Genomic DNA, 14458 nt, shown 5'->3' on the forward strand with positions numbered 1-14458 from the left:
GAAGAGTCCTAAGCCCCTCATCCGCCCTCCTGAGCCTGTCGAAGGGCGGGCACCTTCTCCCCGTTTTGACGGGGAGAAGGGGAAAGAGGCACCTGCAGCCTACCCCTAACAACGTGCTCCGGCGAGGATACAAAGGTCGTCCCCTCTCCCCGCCTCTTCGACAAGCTCAGGACGGGGAGAGGGCTAGGGTGTGGGGCAAGGCTGCACGATCAAAGCTCGACGCATCAAGCCTTCGACACCAGCGTCGGCTGCAGGGCGCCGGAAACGTTCGGCGTAACCTTCAGGCTCGATTTATAAACGATCGGCTGGGCATATTGCAGCAACGGGATCACGTAGCCCTGCTCGGCGATATATTTGATCGCCGCTTTCCAGCCGGCGATGCGCTTGGACTCGTCCTTTTCCACCCAGAGCGGCCCCAGCATGTCGTCGACATCCTTGGTTTTCCAGGCTGAGTGCGGCGAGGGGCCGAACATGGCGAAGCCGGTCGAGGTCGTCGGATCGCCGATGGCGTTGCCCCAGTTGTAGAAGGCGGCTGGGCCGAGTTGATGGGCGGCGCGCAGCTCATAATGCTTGGCGATTTCGTAAACTTCGATCTCAGCCTCGATACCGACCTTGCGCCACATGCCGACGATCGCCTGGATCATCTCGTAATCCTTCGGCTTGAAGCCGCGGGTCGTCTTGATGGTGAATTTCACCGGCTTGTCCGGCGAATAGCCGCTGGCGGCCAGGAGCTTTTTGGCCTGTTCCGGATCGTAAGGGATTTTGACTGACGCGTCGTAGGCTTCGTACTCCGGCGCCTCCAGTGTCGATAGCGGCTTGCCGTAGCCGCGCAGCAGCCGCTTGATGATCGCTTCCTTGTCGATCGCCATATTCGCGGCGAGGCGGACATTCTTGTCGAGCATCGGATCGACATTGCTGATGAAGATCATGCCGATATCGGAGATTGGGGTGGCGACGCCCGCAAGACCGGATTTCTTCTTCAGCCGGTCGAAATCCTCATAGGGGATTTCCAGCGTCACGTCGGACGAACCGGACTCGATTTCGGCGACACGGCTCGTCGTGTCCGGCACGAACTTGAAGATGACGGTATCGAAGGCGGGCTTGCCGCCGAAATAGTTCGGGTTTGCCTTCAGGCGCAGATAGGAATTGCCCTCATAGGCATCGACCATATAGGGGCCCGTGCCGATCGGCTTCTTTTCGAAGCCCTGCGCGCCCGCCTTGGTGTAATAGTCCTTGGGCAGGACATAGCCGGTGAGAAAGGCCATCCATTTGAAATAGGTCGGCTCGAAACGGACGACATCGCCGGTGATGCGGTTGCCTTCCACCTTGTAATTGTTGGCGGTCGACCAGATGAACTGGATCGGGTTGCCGGTGTCCTGCTTGGCGGCGCGCTCCAGCGACCAGACGACGTCATCCGGTGTAAACTTGGAGCCGTCGTGCCAGGTCACACCTTCGCGAACGTCCATCCAGACTTTTGTCTTGTCATCGTTCCAGCCCCAGGCCGTCAAAAGGCCCGGCTGGAACTTCAGGTCCGGTCCCTGGCCGATATACTGGTCGAAGATCGAGCGATAGATCGCCTGGATCGTCGGATTAACGGCCGACGGGCCTGTCGTCGGATCGAAAGAGGGCAAATTGACGTTGAAAGCGATGGTCAGTGTGCCGGCTTCCGCTGCTTCCACAGGCGTTCTGCCGGCTAAAATCCCAGTCATGAATGCGGCTGCGCCGAGGCTCAGGGCCTCGCGCCGAGTAAGCGTTGTCATGGTCACTCCGTTCCCCTGTTAAGCGACAGAAAAGCATGACGCCCAACTGCCGCTGGCGATTTATTGTCGGAATGTTTTAATCTTAAAATACATATTTTGGAGCGGCAAGCGCTTTCTCTGGTGCTTCCGTAAAATCCCGGTCCGCAATTCTTACTCGGCTTCACATGTTCGCATAAATTTTATGCATACGCATACATTTGAGTGCAACGGAGATATCCGAGTCAACAATAACGGCTGGCGTCAGCATATTGCTGCCCAGCCGATGTCGCAAAATGATGCGGCGATATCGCATAATTGTTCGTTGACAGTTCAAGGAAGTTCAAAATATGATTTTGCAAATGATTTAAAACAAGCCCGCAAGGGCAAAGGGATAACGTCATGGCCGAGCGATCGTTTGCGCGCGAGGTCGAGGATCTGAAGCTCGGGGAAGGCGATATCTTCCGCGGCGAGGGTATTCTCGCGATCACCAAGGCACTTCTGCAATCCGGTGTCTCCTATGTCGGCGGCTATCAGGGCTCGCCGATTTCCCATCTTATGGACGTGCTGGCCGACGCCAAGGACGTGATGCAGGATCTGGGCGTCCATTTCGAGACATCGGCTTCGGAAGCGGCCGCAGCCGCCATGCTGTCCGCCTCCGTCATGTATCCGGTGCGCGGCGCCGTCACCTGGAAATCAACGGCCGGCACCAATGTCGCCTCCGACGCGCTTTCCAACTTGTCTTCAGGCGGGGTGACGGGCGGCGCGCTCATCATCATCGGCGAGGATTACGGCGAGGGTTCCTCGATCATGCAGGAGCGCAGCCATGCCTATGCAATGAAATCGCAGATGTGGCTGCTCAATCCGCGTCCGAACCTGCCGTCGATCGTGCAGGCGGTGGAAGAGGGCTTCGAGCTTTCGGAAGTGTCGAACACGCCCGTCATGCTGCAGGTCGGGATCCGTAGCTGTCATGTCCATGGCCAGTTCGTCGCCAAGGACAACAAGCGGCCGGCCTATACGCTGAAGCAGGCGCTGGAAAATCCGGTTCGCGACGTCAACCGTATCGTCCTGCCGCCGGCCTCCTTCCTGCATGAGAAGGAAAAGCTGGAGAAGCGCTGGCCGGCTGCCGTTGACTTCATCAAGAAACGCCAGCTCAACGAGTATTTCGGCCCCTCGGAGGGCGATGTCGGCATCATCCTGCTTGGCGGCATGTATAATGGCGTGCTGCGCGCGCTGCAGCAGCTCGGCCTTGCCGATGTCTACGGCAACTCCGCCGTGCCGCTTTATGTCTTGAATGTCGCCTATCCGCTTGTGGATGACCAGATCGCTGAGTTCTGCGCCAGCAAGAAGGCGGTGCTGATGGTGGAGGAGGGGGCGCCCGAATATATCGAGCAATCCCTAAATACCATCCTGCGCCGCCGCGATATCCAGACCAAGGTCGCTGGCAAGGACGTGCTGCCGATGGGCGGCGAATATACCGCGCCGGTGCTGATGAAGGGCATCAAGAACTTTCTGGAAGTTCACCAGCGTGTGCTGCTCGGCAACCAGCCACCGCTGCCGGATCCGACGCCTGTTCTCAACGACCCGAAGATCAAGGCGCTAGCCGAAGTCGTGCCGCCGCGGCCGCCCGGTTTCTGCATCGGCTGTCCGGAGCGGCCGATCTTCGCTGCCATGAAGATGGTCGAGGGCGAACTCGGCCAGCATCATATCTCCGGCGACATCGGCTGCCACCTCTTCTCGATCCTGCCGCCCTTCAATATCGGCAGCACGACCATGGGTTACGGGCTGGGACCGGCCGCGGCCTCAGCCTTCAATGTCGAAGCCGACAAGCGCGTGATCTCCGTCATGGGCGACGGAGGCTTCTGGCACAACGGGCTTGCGACCTCGGTCGGCAATGCCGTCTTCAACAAGCAGGATGGCGTCATCCTCGTCGTCGACAACTATTACTCGGCGGCGACCGGCGGGCAGGACATACCCTCTTCGCGCGCTCTCAATCCGCGCCGCAAGACCAATAATTCCATCGTCAATGCCGTCAAGGGCATCGGCGCGACCTGGGTGCGTCAGATCGATCGGACCTATGATGTCGCCAAGATGCGCGATACGCTGCGCGAGGCTCTGACCTCGAAGGAGCCGGGGCCGAAGATCATCGTTGCCTCCTCGGAATGCATGCTCAACAAGCAGCGTCGCGTGAAGCCGCAATTCGCAAAGGCTGTCAAGGACGGCAGGCGCATGGTCAAGGAGCGCTTCGGTGTGGACGAGGATGTCTGCACCGGCGATCACGCCTGCATCCGCCTTTCCGGCTGTCCATCGCTGTCGGTCAAGCATACCGACGATCCGCTGAAGGACGATCCGGTGGCGGCGATCGACAATAATTGCGTGGGATGCGGCAATTGCGGCGAGGTCTCGGAGGCGGCGGTGCTCTGTCCCTCCTTCTATCGGGCCGACATCATCCATAATCCGACGGGTTGGGATCGCTTCGTCGCCCGCATGCGTTCCGGCATCATCGGCTGGCTGCAGGCGCGTCGCCGCGCCGGCCGCATCGTCTTTTCAGATTGAGAGGGCGAGATGAACGAACATGTGGGCATGAGTGATCTCGGCGCCGCCAGACTTTCTACGGATAAGCCGCTGTCGCTCGCCATTCTCGCCATGGGCGGGCAGGGTGGCGGTGTCCTGGCCGACTGGATCGTCGGCCTTGCCGAAGCCGAAGGCTGGATGGCGCAGACGACCTCTGTGCCCGGCGTTGCCCAGCGGACGGGCGCGACGATCTATTATATTGAAATGCTGCCGGCGAAGGATGGCCACGCGCCGATCTTCTCTCTGATGCCGACGCCGGGCGATGTCGATGTCGTCATGGCGGCCGAGTTGATGGAAGCCGGCCGCTCCGTGCTGCGCGGCTTAGTCACGCCGGAAAAGACGCTACTGATCGCCTCGACGCATCGCTCCTTTGCGGTTGCCGAAAAGGAAAAGCCGGGCGATGGCATCGGCAATGCCGAGGTGGTGGTCGATGCCACGGATTTCGCCGCCAAGCGCACCATCGCCTTCGATATGGAAACGATGGCTGTCAGGAACGGCAGCGTGATTTCCGCTTCCATGTTCGGCGCATTGGCCGGCTCCGGTGCATTGCCGTTCGGCAAGCAGGCTTTCGAGGCGATGATCCGCGCCGGCGGCAAGGGCATCGAGCCCAGCCTCAAGGCGTTCAATGCCGCCTTCGACCGGGTCAAGGAGAAGCCGCGCGATGCGGTTTCCGCAACGCCGCAGAAGCATTTCGGTGCGCTGCCTGAAACCGCCGGTCATCCGGCCCTAGATCGCCTCGTCAATCGCATCCGCGCCGAATTTCCCGAAGTTGCCTGGCCGCTGCTCTTTGCCGGGGTCAAGAAGCTGACCGATTATCAGGATCCGGCCTATGCCGATGAGTATCTGAGCCGCGTCGCGGCACTCCAAGCGCTGGATCGCAAGGCCGGCGGCGCGACCAAGGACTTCGCCTTCACCGTACAGGCGGCGAAATATGTGGCCGTTGCCATGGCTTATGACGACGTCATACGCGTTGCCGATCTGAAGGTGCGTGGCTCGCGCTTCGAGCGCGTGCGCAAGGAAGTCGGCGCCAAGGACGACCAGATCGTCTACATGACCGAATACATGCATCCGCGCATGGATGAGGTCTGCGGCACGATGCCGAAGGGTATGGGACTCTGGATTGAAAGCCGTCCGCGCCTGTTTGCCCGGTTCGACCGCTTCATCAACAAGGGACGCCGGGTTCAGACCGCTACGCTGTTTTGGTTCCTCGGCCTCTACTTGGTCTCGGCGCTGCGGCGCTTCCGTCGCAGCACGCTGCGGCATGCGCGCGAGGTGGAGCATCGCGAGGCCTGGCTGGCAGCCGCATCCAATCTGCTGGCTGCGAATTACGATCTTGCCGTCGAGGTGCTCGGCAATCGCCGCCTCGTCAAAGGCTATTCCGATACGCATGCACGCGGTCTTTCCAAGTTCGATCGCGTCATGTCGGCGCTGCCGCTCCTGCGCGAGCGCGAGGATGGAGCCGCGTGGATGCGACGGCTGCGGCAGGCTGCACTTCTGGACGAAAAGGGTACGGCGCTCGACGGAGCGCTCAAAACGGTCGGGACGCTCTGACACGACCACGCCGGACGCAAATAATATCGGCCAAGACCGACAATTCCAAAAGGGAACAGTCGCATGGACACTCTTCGAAATGGCGCTGCGAAGGACCTTTCAAGTCCTCGCGGCGGTGAGATCTCGCATGCCAGAAGCCTCGTCGTCGTGCTCATCTGCTGGCTGGCGATCTTTGCGGAGGGCTACGATGTCGGCGTTCTCGGCGCCATTCTGCCGGCGCTGTCCACCGACAATGTTTGGCACCTCACGCCGCTCCAGCTCGGGGCCATGGGCAGCTACACCGTCTTCGGCATGCTTGTCGGTGGCATTGTCGTCGGTACGCTGAGCGATCTCTACGGCCGCAAGCCGATGTTTCTCGCCTGCCTTTCGCTATTCGCCGTCTGCACGGCTGTCACCGCATGGTCACCGACGCCGACATGGTTCGGTGTCAGCCGTTTTGCCGCCGGTCTTGGCCTCGGCGGCATCATTCCGTTGGCGGCGGCGCTAACCATCGAATATTCGCCGACCGCGAAGAAGAATCTCAATTACGGCATCATGTATTCCGGCTATTCGCTGGGCCTGTTTGCCGCTGCGCTCGTCGGTAGATGGTTATTGCCGGATTATGGATGGCGGCCGGTCGTTCTTATCGGCGCGCTCCCGGTATTGTTCGTGCCTATTATGGCATGGTTGCTGCCCGAGTCGCTTGATTTCCTCGTTGCGAAGGGGCGAGGCGAGAATGCGAGGCGGCTTGCTGCCCGGCTTGGCGTTCCCGTCCCTGCGGGAAGCGCGCCCAGGGAAACCGGCCTCGGCTGGCGCGCAGTGTTGGGCGAGATCTTTTCGCCGAGAAACGCCTTCGCCACCGCCTGCTTCTGGATCGCACTGTTCATGGGGTTGCTCCTCGTCTACGGGCTGGCCCAGTGGCTGCCGCAGATCATGCGCAAGAGTGGTTATGATCTCGGCGACAGCCTGCTCTTCCTCGCCGTCTTCAGCTTCACCTCCGCGATCGGCGGCATCGTGCTTGGCCAATGGGCGGATCGTTTTGGCGTGCGGTTGACCGTGACGCTATCCTATCTGCTTGGTGCCGTCGGTATAGCGCTTCTCGCTTTCAAGGGATCCATCTGGCTGAACTACACGGTCGTCGCCATTGCCGGTTTCGGCACGGTTTCGGCATCGCTGATCCTCACCGGCTATCTTGCCGCTTATCTGCAGCCTTTCGTGCGGGCAGCCGGCACCGGCTGGGCGCTGAGCTTTTCGCGCATCGGCGCGCTTTCCGGCCCCTTGATGGGTGGATACATCGCCAGCCTGAATGTCGGCCCGGAATGGAATTTCTATATTTTCGCCATTGTTGCGGCCATCGCGGCATTGGCAACGGCGCTGATACCGAACAGGCGGTGATCCGAACCGGAGCGGAATCTATCAGGCCGCTCAGATCTCGTGCTTCCTGATATTGTGCAGCACCTTATGCAGGGTCGAGATGAAGGTGCGGTATTCTGCTTCATCGACGCCGTCGAACATCTGCAGGAAGAGGTCGTACATGGTCGGCCACACCTTCTCGAAGGCGGCGCGGCCCTCCTCGGTGATGGAGACATCGCGGATGCGCATGTCTTCGGCGCGCGGCTGGCGGCGGATGTAGCCCTGCTGCTCGAGGGAATCCAAAGTGCGGCTCATCGTCGATTGTTCGGTCACCGCAAAGACGGAGAGCTCGTTGATGGTGACGCTGGACGAGACGCTGAGAACGGCAAGCGCGCGCATCTTGGCGGTCGTCATATCGTATTCACGCAGCTCTTCCGAAAGATTGGCGTTCCAGCGCGCCATCAGCCGGTTCATGAGATAAGGCGCGAAGTGATTGAGGCCGATTTCGCCCATGGTCGGGCGCTTCGCGTTCTCATCCCGCTTGCGCCTCAAAATGGTGCCTGAAAACCGTTCCTCCATCGACGAAACTCCTCCTCCGGAAACGTGTTACTTCAGCGATGATGCAAGCAGGAAGCCGGAGCCCCCACCAAGGCCCGCACCGGGATGCGCCGAAGCGCCGATGTGGTAGAGGCCCGATATGTGGGTGCGGTGGTTAACAGATGACTTGAAAGGACGCCAGATGAAAAGCTGGTCGATGCCGCAATAGCCGCCGTAGGGATCGCCGCCGACAAGGTTCATGTTCATCGCCTCCAGATCGCCAGGAGAATAGGCGCGGCGCGCGAGTTTTATGCCGGAGAAGTTCTCGATATGGCTGGATAGAAGCGCCTCAATACGGTCGGCATAGCGCTCGCGCACCTCTTCCGTCCAGCGGCCGTCCCCTGGTGTTTCGATCTCGCCGGCGGCATCTCCCTTGATGTGGCGCGGCGCTTCGGGAAGCTGCAGCCAGAGGATCGACTTTCCTTCCGGTGCGCGGCTGGGATCGAGCGCGACAGGCTGCCCGACGCAGACCGTAGGTTCGGCCGGCAGAAGCCCGCGCTCACATTCGTTGGCGGCGCGCGAGACGCCGTCGAGGCCGGGGGTGAGGTGCAGCAGTGCCACCTTGCCGAGTTCGGCATTGGCCTTCCAGCGCGGCGGCTCGGAAAGCGCATAGTGGATCTGCATATCGCCCTTGCCGTAGCGGTAGCTGGCAACGCCTGATTTGATCTCCGGCGGCAGCGGATCCGGCCAATCCTTCATCAGCCGCTCATAAAGCTGATTGGGTGTGACCGAGCAGATTACGCCGGCCTTTGCTCTCAAGGTTTCGCCGTTCGCAAGACGTATGCCATCGGCACTGCGATTGGCGTCCGGAATGATGGCCTCGACATCGGCACTCACGCGAATCTCGCCGCCATTGTCGGTGATCAACCGTTCGAAGGCCGTCAGCAGTTTTTCGGCGCCACCCTTGACGATCGGCGCGCCGCCCAATTCCAATGCGAAGCCGATCACCTTCAGCATTTCGGCGGAATAGGAGCTTTCGGGCCCAAGGCCGCAATGAAGCACCCACGGCGCCCAGAGCGCATGGATATCCTCGGACCTGTAGCTGGTTTCGAGATAGCCGCGTGCCGGCGTCAAAGCATCGCCAAACCAGGCAGCGAGCTTGCGCAGGCCACGGTTCCAGCCCTGCTTGCCGATGGTCTTGAGCATCGATCCCGACCACAATGCACCGCCCAGCAGCGAAAACAGGAATGGCGCATCTGCGGCCAGCGCATCCATTTCGCGCGCGAAGGTTTGCCCATCGCCGAGCGACAGTTCATCGAAGGTGGCGATATTGCGCCGCCGGTCCTTGGAAAAGATCACATGCGAACCGCCAGGTCTCAGCACGCCCGTGGGGAGGTCGGCATGGACGAATTCCAGGCCTCGTGCCTCGAGATCCTTGCCGATGGCGCCATAGGCCGGCGAAGTGAGGAAAAGCACCATGGTCGTTGCCATGACGTCGTGGATGAAGCCGGGCTCGGTGATCTCCTCGGTGCGCAGGCAGCCGCCGATGCGGTCGTTGCGCTCAAGGACAAGAACCTTGTGCCCCTTTTTGCCGAGCATGGCGGCTGCGACGAGCGCATTTATGCCGCTGCCGACGATGATGTAGTCATGATCGCCCATTGCTGCCGCCCCTCACTGGCAAGATGAACAGAAAGGAGGAGCCTGCCCCAGGCTCCTGCCTCTCCAGCCTATCATGCAATCAATGCCAGTGCGCGAACCGGCGAGCCGGTGCCCTTGACGAACTTCAACGGCGCAGCGATGAGAACAGCGCCCTTGGCCGGAAGCTGGTCGAGGTTCGAGAGGCTGGCGAGGCCATAGCGATTGGCCTTGTGCATGAGGTTGTGCGCCGGGAAAGGCGGGTTCATGCCGCCGGCGGAACCGGCATCGGTGCCGATGGTCTCCTGGCCCCAACCGATAATGCCCTTGGTGAGCAGATATTCGATCGCTTCGGCCGTCGGGCCGGGGGAATGCGGGCCGTTTTCATCGGCATTCAGGAAGGTCTCGGTCGAGCCGTTACGCTTGTACCAGTCGGTACGCAGCAGTACCCAGCTGCCGGCTTCGATCGCGCCGTTCTGGGCTTCCCATTCCTTGATGCTGTCGACCGTCAGCAAATAATCGGGGTTGGCGGCGGCTTCCTTGGAGCGGTCGATGACGTTGACCGGCGCCACAAAATTCTGCGGCGGAATGGTGTCCGTCGTGTTGTTCGGATGGTCCTTGCCGGTGATCCAGTGACAGGGCGCGTCGAAATGCGTGCCGGTATGCTCGCCGAGCTCCAGCCAGTTCCAGGCCCAGAAGGGGCCGTCCTGATTGTATTCCGAGATCGTATGGACCTTGACGTTCGGCGTGTTCTTGCCGAACTGTGGCGGCAGGTAGAGCACCGGAGTATCCGGACCGAGCGGCGCGGTGAGATCGACGACCTTGACGGAGCCCGAAAGAAGGGCCGAGGCGAGGCTGGCGAGTGTGGTGGCTGTCATATTTTGCGTTCCCCTTGTTGTTGCATGATCCATGCAAAGAGCCTTTTTGTGGGTCTTTTGTTCAGGATCAGGCATGAAGTTGGTATCGCCAGGCGTGGGGTGCCTTTCCTCCTGGCACCGGCTCCGCGCGGCGGCGGAATAAGGGGAGCCTATGTCACAATATATGATATTGCAAGCATTCCGCTGGGGTTCGCGGAGCCAATTTTGGCCTGAGATCAGCGGCCGTCATGAGTTTGTAAACTGCTGAAGTAAAACGGAATTCTTCTAGGTAATTCGGCAAAACACCATCATTGGTTGCTTTTGCCTCTTGTGACTCGCGCCAACAGATACTTGAAGCTTAAAACTCAAAATGTATGCATGTGATAATAATAATCACAAACCAAAAAGGGGCAGATGATGAGCTACGATGCGATCATAGTCGGGGCCGGCCACAATGGCCTGGCGGCGGCGGTGCATTTGGCCGCCAAGGGCTGGAAGGTTGCCGTCATCGAGGGAAATGCAGAGCCCGGCGGGGCGGTCAAGACTCGTGAGGTGACGCTGCCCGGCTTCCGGCATGATCTTTGTGCCATGAATCTCTCCATGTTCGCCGGCTCGGCCTTCTTTGCGCAATATAAGAACGAGCTTTCGGCCGAAGGGCTGGACTTCATACCTGCAGCGGATTGTTTCGCTAGCGTGTTTCGCGACAACACCTATCTCGGCGTCAGCACCGATCTGGAAAAGACCGCGGGAGCCATCGCCGATATCTCACCGCAGGATGCTGCAGCCTGGCGCAATATGCTCTCTACGTTCGGTGCGGATGCCCCGCATATTTTCGGCCTGCTCGGCTCGCCCATGCCATCCCTGGCCGCCGCCAGGGTTGTCTGGAAGGCTTGGCGCGAAAAGGGAATGGGCTGGATTTATGACACCGCGCGTATGCTCTTTGCCTCGCCGCGCGATTTTCTCGATGCCCGTTTCCAGAATACCAAGCTCAAGACGATGATGGCCGCCTGGGGTCTGCATCTCGACTTTGCGCCCGATGTCGCCGGCGGTGCGCTGTTTCCCTATCTCGAATCCATGGCCAATCAGGCCTTCGGCATGGTGATCGGCAAGGGCGGAGCCGATACGATCATCAAGGCGATGGCGGCCGTGCTGACGAGCAAGGGCGGCGAGTTGATGCTGGGTACGCGCGTCGACAAGATCGTCACGTCAGGTGGAAAGGCGACGGGTGTCGTGCTAGCCGATGGGCGCCGCTACGAGGCGAAGCGGGCCGTTATCGCCAATGTCCATCCGCAGATCTTGTTCGGTAAGCTTCTGGACCAGGACCCGTCACGCCGGGAGTTCGACGGCAAGGTGTCCCGCTTCCGGGCCGGACCCGGCACGATGATGATCCATCTGGCGCTGTCTGGCCTTCCGGATTGGACGGCAGGCCAGGCGCTGCAGAATTTCGCCTATGTGCATATCGCGCCGGATCTCGAAATGATGTCGCGCGTCTATGCCGAGGCAATGGGCGGGCTTCTGCCGGCGGAGCCTGCGCTCGTGGTCGGCCAGCCGACGGCCATCGACCCGTCGCGCGCGCCGGCCGGACAGCATGTGCTCTGGATACAGGTGCGTGTCCTGCCGGCGGAATTCCGCGGTGATGCCGCCGGCGAGATCACCGGCACAAGCTGGGACGAGATCAAGGATGCCTATGCCGAGCGTGTCCTCGATATCATCGAGCGCTATGCCCCAGGCTTGCGTGGCAAGATACTGGGCCGTTCGGTCTTTTCGCCCGTCGATCTCGAACGCGAGAACCCGAACCTCGTCGGCGGCGACAATCTCTCGGGCAGCCATCATCTCGACCAGAATTTCCTGTTCCGCCCCGTTGCCGGCTATTCGCGATACAGGACGCCGGTGGCATCGCTTTACATGTGCGGGGCTTCGACATGGCCGGGCGCCGGAACGGGTGCCGGCTCCGGCTTCATGCTGGGGAAAATGCTGGCAAAGTGACAGTTATGCGACTTGACGGCCAAACCTTTGACATTTCAAATATCGTCCCCTAGATCGCTTAGATCGATGATGCGGAATGATAGGCCGAGGCGACGTCATGACAGAGTCCGAGAGTGCAACCGTTGACCTGGAGATCATTGTTCAGGGAGCGCAGGAAGGCAAAAAACTGGAGCTGCGGCTCTGGCTGCGCATGCTTTCGACGACGAAGCTGATCTCGCAGGAAATTCGTCGCCGGCTGCGCAACGAGTTCGGCGCGACCTTGCCGCAATTCGACCTGATGGCGCAGCTTTATCGCGAGCGGGAGGGTCTGCGGCTCGGGGAGCTTTCGAAGCGCACCATGGTCACCAACGGCAATGTCACCGGACTGGTCGAACGGCTGGAAGCGGATGGCCTCGTGCAGCGCGTGACGCCCGATGGCGACCGGCGCGTGACGGTCGCCAAGCTCACGGCGAAGGGCGAGACCCAATTCAGCGCCATGGCCGCCGCTCATGAAGGCTGGCTGCGCGACATGATGGCAGATGTGGAGCCCGCAATCGTTAGCGAGCTGTGGCGGGATATCGGTGCGGTGAAATCATCCGTCAGCAATCATCTTTCAGGTGTCGATTTCGATTGATGCTGGCCCTTATCTGGCACGTTCGCTCTTGAACTTCTTTTCAAGCACGCTGACGAGGCGGACCATCGGCCAGAGCAGGATGATGTAGATCAGCGCGGCCATGATCAGCGGCGATGGGTTGGCGTAGAAGCCTTGGGCGTTCTGCCCTTCTTTCAGCAGTTCCGGCAAAGCCACGGTCGAAGCAAGCGACGTATCCTTGAACATCGACACGCAATTGCTCGTCGTCGGTGGGATGACGATGCGGACCGCTTGCGGCAGCACGACCTTGTAGAGCGTGATCAGGAAGGGAATGCCGAGAGCGGCGGCCGCCTCGAACTGGCCGCGCGGCACGCTTTCGATTCCTGAGCGGAAGACTTCGGCCGAGTAGGCGGCCAGCACGATCGAGAAGCCGAGGATCGCCGACCACCATGCGGAAAAGCTGATGCCGACGAAGGGTAGCGCGTAATAGATCAGGATCAGCACGACCAGCATCGGCATGGCGCGCATGATGTCGATATAGGCGATCATCAGGAGCTGCAGCGGCTTGGGGGCATAGAGGCGCACCAGGCTGACGACGAGGCCGCCGCTGACGCCGATCAGGATGCTGACCACGCCGAGGGCGATGGTCATCCAAAGCCCGCGTAGCAGCTGCGGGAAGGCCGAGATCATGACGTCGGAATTGAAGAAGGTATCGACGAAAGACATTGGCACTCCCGCGTGCGAAACGAAGACGAGGTTTCCTGTATCCACGCCGGTCGTCGCGACCGGCGCAGTCTCATTTCAATAATGATTTTTTGATCACGCTTTGGGGATCGGCAGTTCGGTTACGGTGGAGGAGCCCGCAGGCGCTTTGCTGCCGAACCACTTCTCGTGGATCTTATCCAGCGTGCCGTCCTTCTTCATCGCGGTGATCGCATCGTTGATCTTGGCGACGAGTGGCGAATCCTTGGTCATCATCAGGCCGTATTGTTCGCCGGTCTTGATGCGATCCTTGATGGCGAAGCCCTTGGTCTTGACGAAGAGATACTGCATGCCCGGGATGTCGCTGACGACGGCGTCGATGCGGCCTGCGCCGAGATCAAGGAACATGTCCTGCTGCGAGTTGTAGCCCTTGACGTCGGCAAAACCCTGCGCGGCCTTGTTGTCGTTGGCCCATTTTTCACCCGTGGAATCCGAAAGTACGCCGATAGTTTTGCCCTTGAGATCGGCAAGCGCCTTGATCGCGCTGCCATCCTTGGCGGCGACGCCCATATCGGAGTCGTAATAGGGCTGGGTGAAGGACTGCGACTTCAGGCGTTCCGGCGTAATCGTGATGGACGAGATCGCCACGTCGATGCGCTTGGAACTGGTTGCCGCAAACAGGGCCTGAAAGCCGTAGTCGGCGATATTAGTGGTCATGCCGGCGCGCTTGGCCGCTTCGTTGACGATGTCGACCTCGAAGCCTTCGAAGCCGCCATTCGCGGTCTTGTATTCGAAGGGCGGGTTGTTGGGATAGGAGCCGACGTTCAGCACATCGGCGGCATAGGCGAAGTGGCTTCCGCCGGCCAGGCCGACGGCGGTCGCAAGGACCAGCAGACTGCGACGAGTCATGGACATTCTTTAGTCTCCCTCTGGTTATGGCCGCCGGCTTTTCCTCTCACCCGCGGTATTCCCCGTCC

Annotated in this window: 11 protein-coding genes; 5 read left to right on the plus strand and 6 right to left on the minus strand. The window is 60.5% G+C overall.

The features are described from left to right. Positions 1-224: 224 nt before the first annotated feature. On the minus strand, positions 225-1760 hold the full coding sequence (locus tag JJQ51_RS18755; RefSeq protein ID WP_113330299.1) for an ABC transporter substrate-binding protein: 1536 nt from the start codon (positions 1758-1760) through the stop codon (positions 225-227). A 378-nt stretch (positions 1761-2138) separates the two neighbouring features. On the opposite strand from JJQ51_RS18755, the gene JJQ51_RS18760 reads away from it, so the two are divergent. The 3 genes from JJQ51_RS18760 (at position 2139) to JJQ51_RS18770 (ending at position 7235) form a co-directional block, all read left to right on the plus strand. Further along, on the plus strand, positions 2139-4292 hold the full coding sequence (locus JJQ51_RS18760; RefSeq protein WP_269245079.1) for an indolepyruvate ferredoxin oxidoreductase subunit alpha: 2154 nt from the start codon (positions 2139-2141) through the stop codon (positions 4290-4292). Positions 4293-4301: 9 nt separating this feature from the next. Further along, entirely contained in the window at positions 4302-5861 is a 1560-nt protein-coding gene (locus JJQ51_RS18765) for an indolepyruvate oxidoreductase subunit beta family protein (protein WP_269245080.1), read from the plus strand. Between the two features lie 63 nt (positions 5862-5924). After that, positions 5925-7235, plus strand: a complete 1311-nt coding sequence (locus JJQ51_RS18770) for an MFS transporter (RefSeq protein ID WP_113420415.1) — start codon at positions 5925-5927, stop codon at positions 7233-7235. 30 nt (positions 7236-7265) lie between these two features. Here the strand turns inward: JJQ51_RS18770 and JJQ51_RS18775 are convergent, their stop codons facing one another. The 3 genes from JJQ51_RS18775 to JJQ51_RS18785 form a co-directional block, all read right to left on the minus strand. Then, positions 7266-7772 carry a MarR family winged helix-turn-helix transcriptional regulator gene (locus tag JJQ51_RS18775; protein WP_113231756.1) on the minus strand — a complete coding sequence of 169 codons (507 nt, stop codon included), beginning with the start codon at positions 7770-7772 and terminating at the stop codon, positions 7266-7268. Between the two features lie 27 nt (positions 7773-7799). Further along, complete coding sequence (locus JJQ51_RS18780) at positions 7800-9389, minus strand: phytoene desaturase family protein (protein WP_269245081.1); 1590 nt, start codon at positions 9387-9389, stop codon at positions 7800-7802. A gap of 71 nt (positions 9390-9460) precedes the next feature. Beyond that, the gene (locus JJQ51_RS18785) at positions 9461-10243 is read right to left on the minus strand and encodes a cyclase family protein (RefSeq protein ID WP_113330294.1); all 783 of its coding nucleotides are present in this window, start codon (positions 10241-10243) and stop codon (positions 9461-9463) included. Positions 10244-10636: 393 nt separating this feature from the next. Between JJQ51_RS18785 and JJQ51_RS18790 the strand changes: the two genes are divergently transcribed. Both JJQ51_RS18790 and JJQ51_RS18795 read left to right on the plus strand, forming a co-directional pair. Further along, on the plus strand, positions 10637-12208 hold the full coding sequence (locus JJQ51_RS18790) for a phytoene desaturase family protein (protein WP_269245082.1): 1572 nt from the start codon (positions 10637-10639) through the stop codon (positions 12206-12208). Positions 12209-12305: 97 nt separating this feature from the next. Beyond that, the gene (locus JJQ51_RS18795) at positions 12306-12821 is read left to right on the plus strand and encodes a MarR family winged helix-turn-helix transcriptional regulator (protein ID WP_113330432.1); all 516 of its coding nucleotides are present in this window, start codon (positions 12306-12308) and stop codon (positions 12819-12821) included. 9 nt (positions 12822-12830) lie between these two features. On the opposite strand, the gene JJQ51_RS18800 is transcribed toward JJQ51_RS18795, so the two are convergent. Next, positions 12831-13505 carry an amino acid ABC transporter permease gene (locus tag JJQ51_RS18800; RefSeq protein WP_269245083.1) on the minus strand — a complete coding sequence of 225 codons (675 nt, stop codon included), beginning with the start codon at positions 13503-13505 and terminating at the stop codon, positions 12831-12833. 93 nt (positions 13506-13598) lie between these two features. Beyond that, positions 13599-14396 carry an ABC transporter substrate-binding protein gene (locus JJQ51_RS18805; RefSeq protein WP_269245084.1) on the minus strand — a complete coding sequence of 266 codons (798 nt, stop codon included), beginning with the start codon at positions 14394-14396 and terminating at the stop codon, positions 13599-13601. Between the last annotated feature and the right edge of the window lie 62 nt (positions 14397-14458).

Origin of the sequence: Rhizobium sp. AG207R, assembly GCF_027109195.1 — a bacterium.
Taxonomy (GTDB): domain Bacteria; phylum Pseudomonadota; class Alphaproteobacteria; order Rhizobiales; family Rhizobiaceae; genus Rhizobium; species Rhizobium dioscoreae.

Coding starts and splice junctions, on each gene's coding strand:
- JJQ51_RS18755 (WP_113330299.1), bottom strand. CDS start 1,760: ATGACAACGCTTACTCGGCGCGAGGCCCTGAGCCTCGGCGCAGCCGCA.
- JJQ51_RS18760 (WP_269245079.1), top strand. CDS start 2,139: ATGGCCGAGCGATCGTTTGCGCGCGAGGTCGAGGATCTGAAGCTCGGG.
- JJQ51_RS18765 (WP_269245080.1), top strand. CDS start 4,302: ATGAACGAACATGTGGGCATGAGTGATCTCGGCGCCGCCAGACTTTCT.
- JJQ51_RS18770 (WP_113420415.1), top strand. CDS start 5,925: ATGGACACTCTTCGAAATGGCGCTGCGAAGGACCTTTCAAGTCCTCGC.
- JJQ51_RS18775 (WP_113231756.1), bottom strand. CDS start 7,772: ATGGAGGAACGGTTTTCAGGCACCATTTTGAGGCGCAAGCGGGATGAG.
- JJQ51_RS18780 (WP_269245081.1), bottom strand. CDS start 9,389: ATGGGCGATCATGACTACATCATCGTCGGCAGCGGCATAAATGCGCTC.
- JJQ51_RS18785 (WP_113330294.1), bottom strand. CDS start 10,243: ATGACAGCCACCACACTCGCCAGCCTCGCCTCGGCCCTTCTTTCGGGC.
- JJQ51_RS18790 (WP_269245082.1), top strand. CDS start 10,637: ATGATGAGCTACGATGCGATCATAGTCGGGGCCGGCCACAATGGCCTG.
- JJQ51_RS18795 (WP_113330432.1), top strand. CDS start 12,306: ATGACAGAGTCCGAGAGTGCAACCGTTGACCTGGAGATCATTGTTCAG.
- JJQ51_RS18800 (WP_269245083.1), bottom strand. CDS start 13,505: ATGTCTTTCGTCGATACCTTCTTCAATTCCGACGTCATGATCTCGGCC.
- JJQ51_RS18805 (WP_269245084.1), bottom strand. CDS start 14,396: ATGTCCATGACTCGTCGCAGTCTGCTGGTCCTTGCGACCGCCGTCGGC.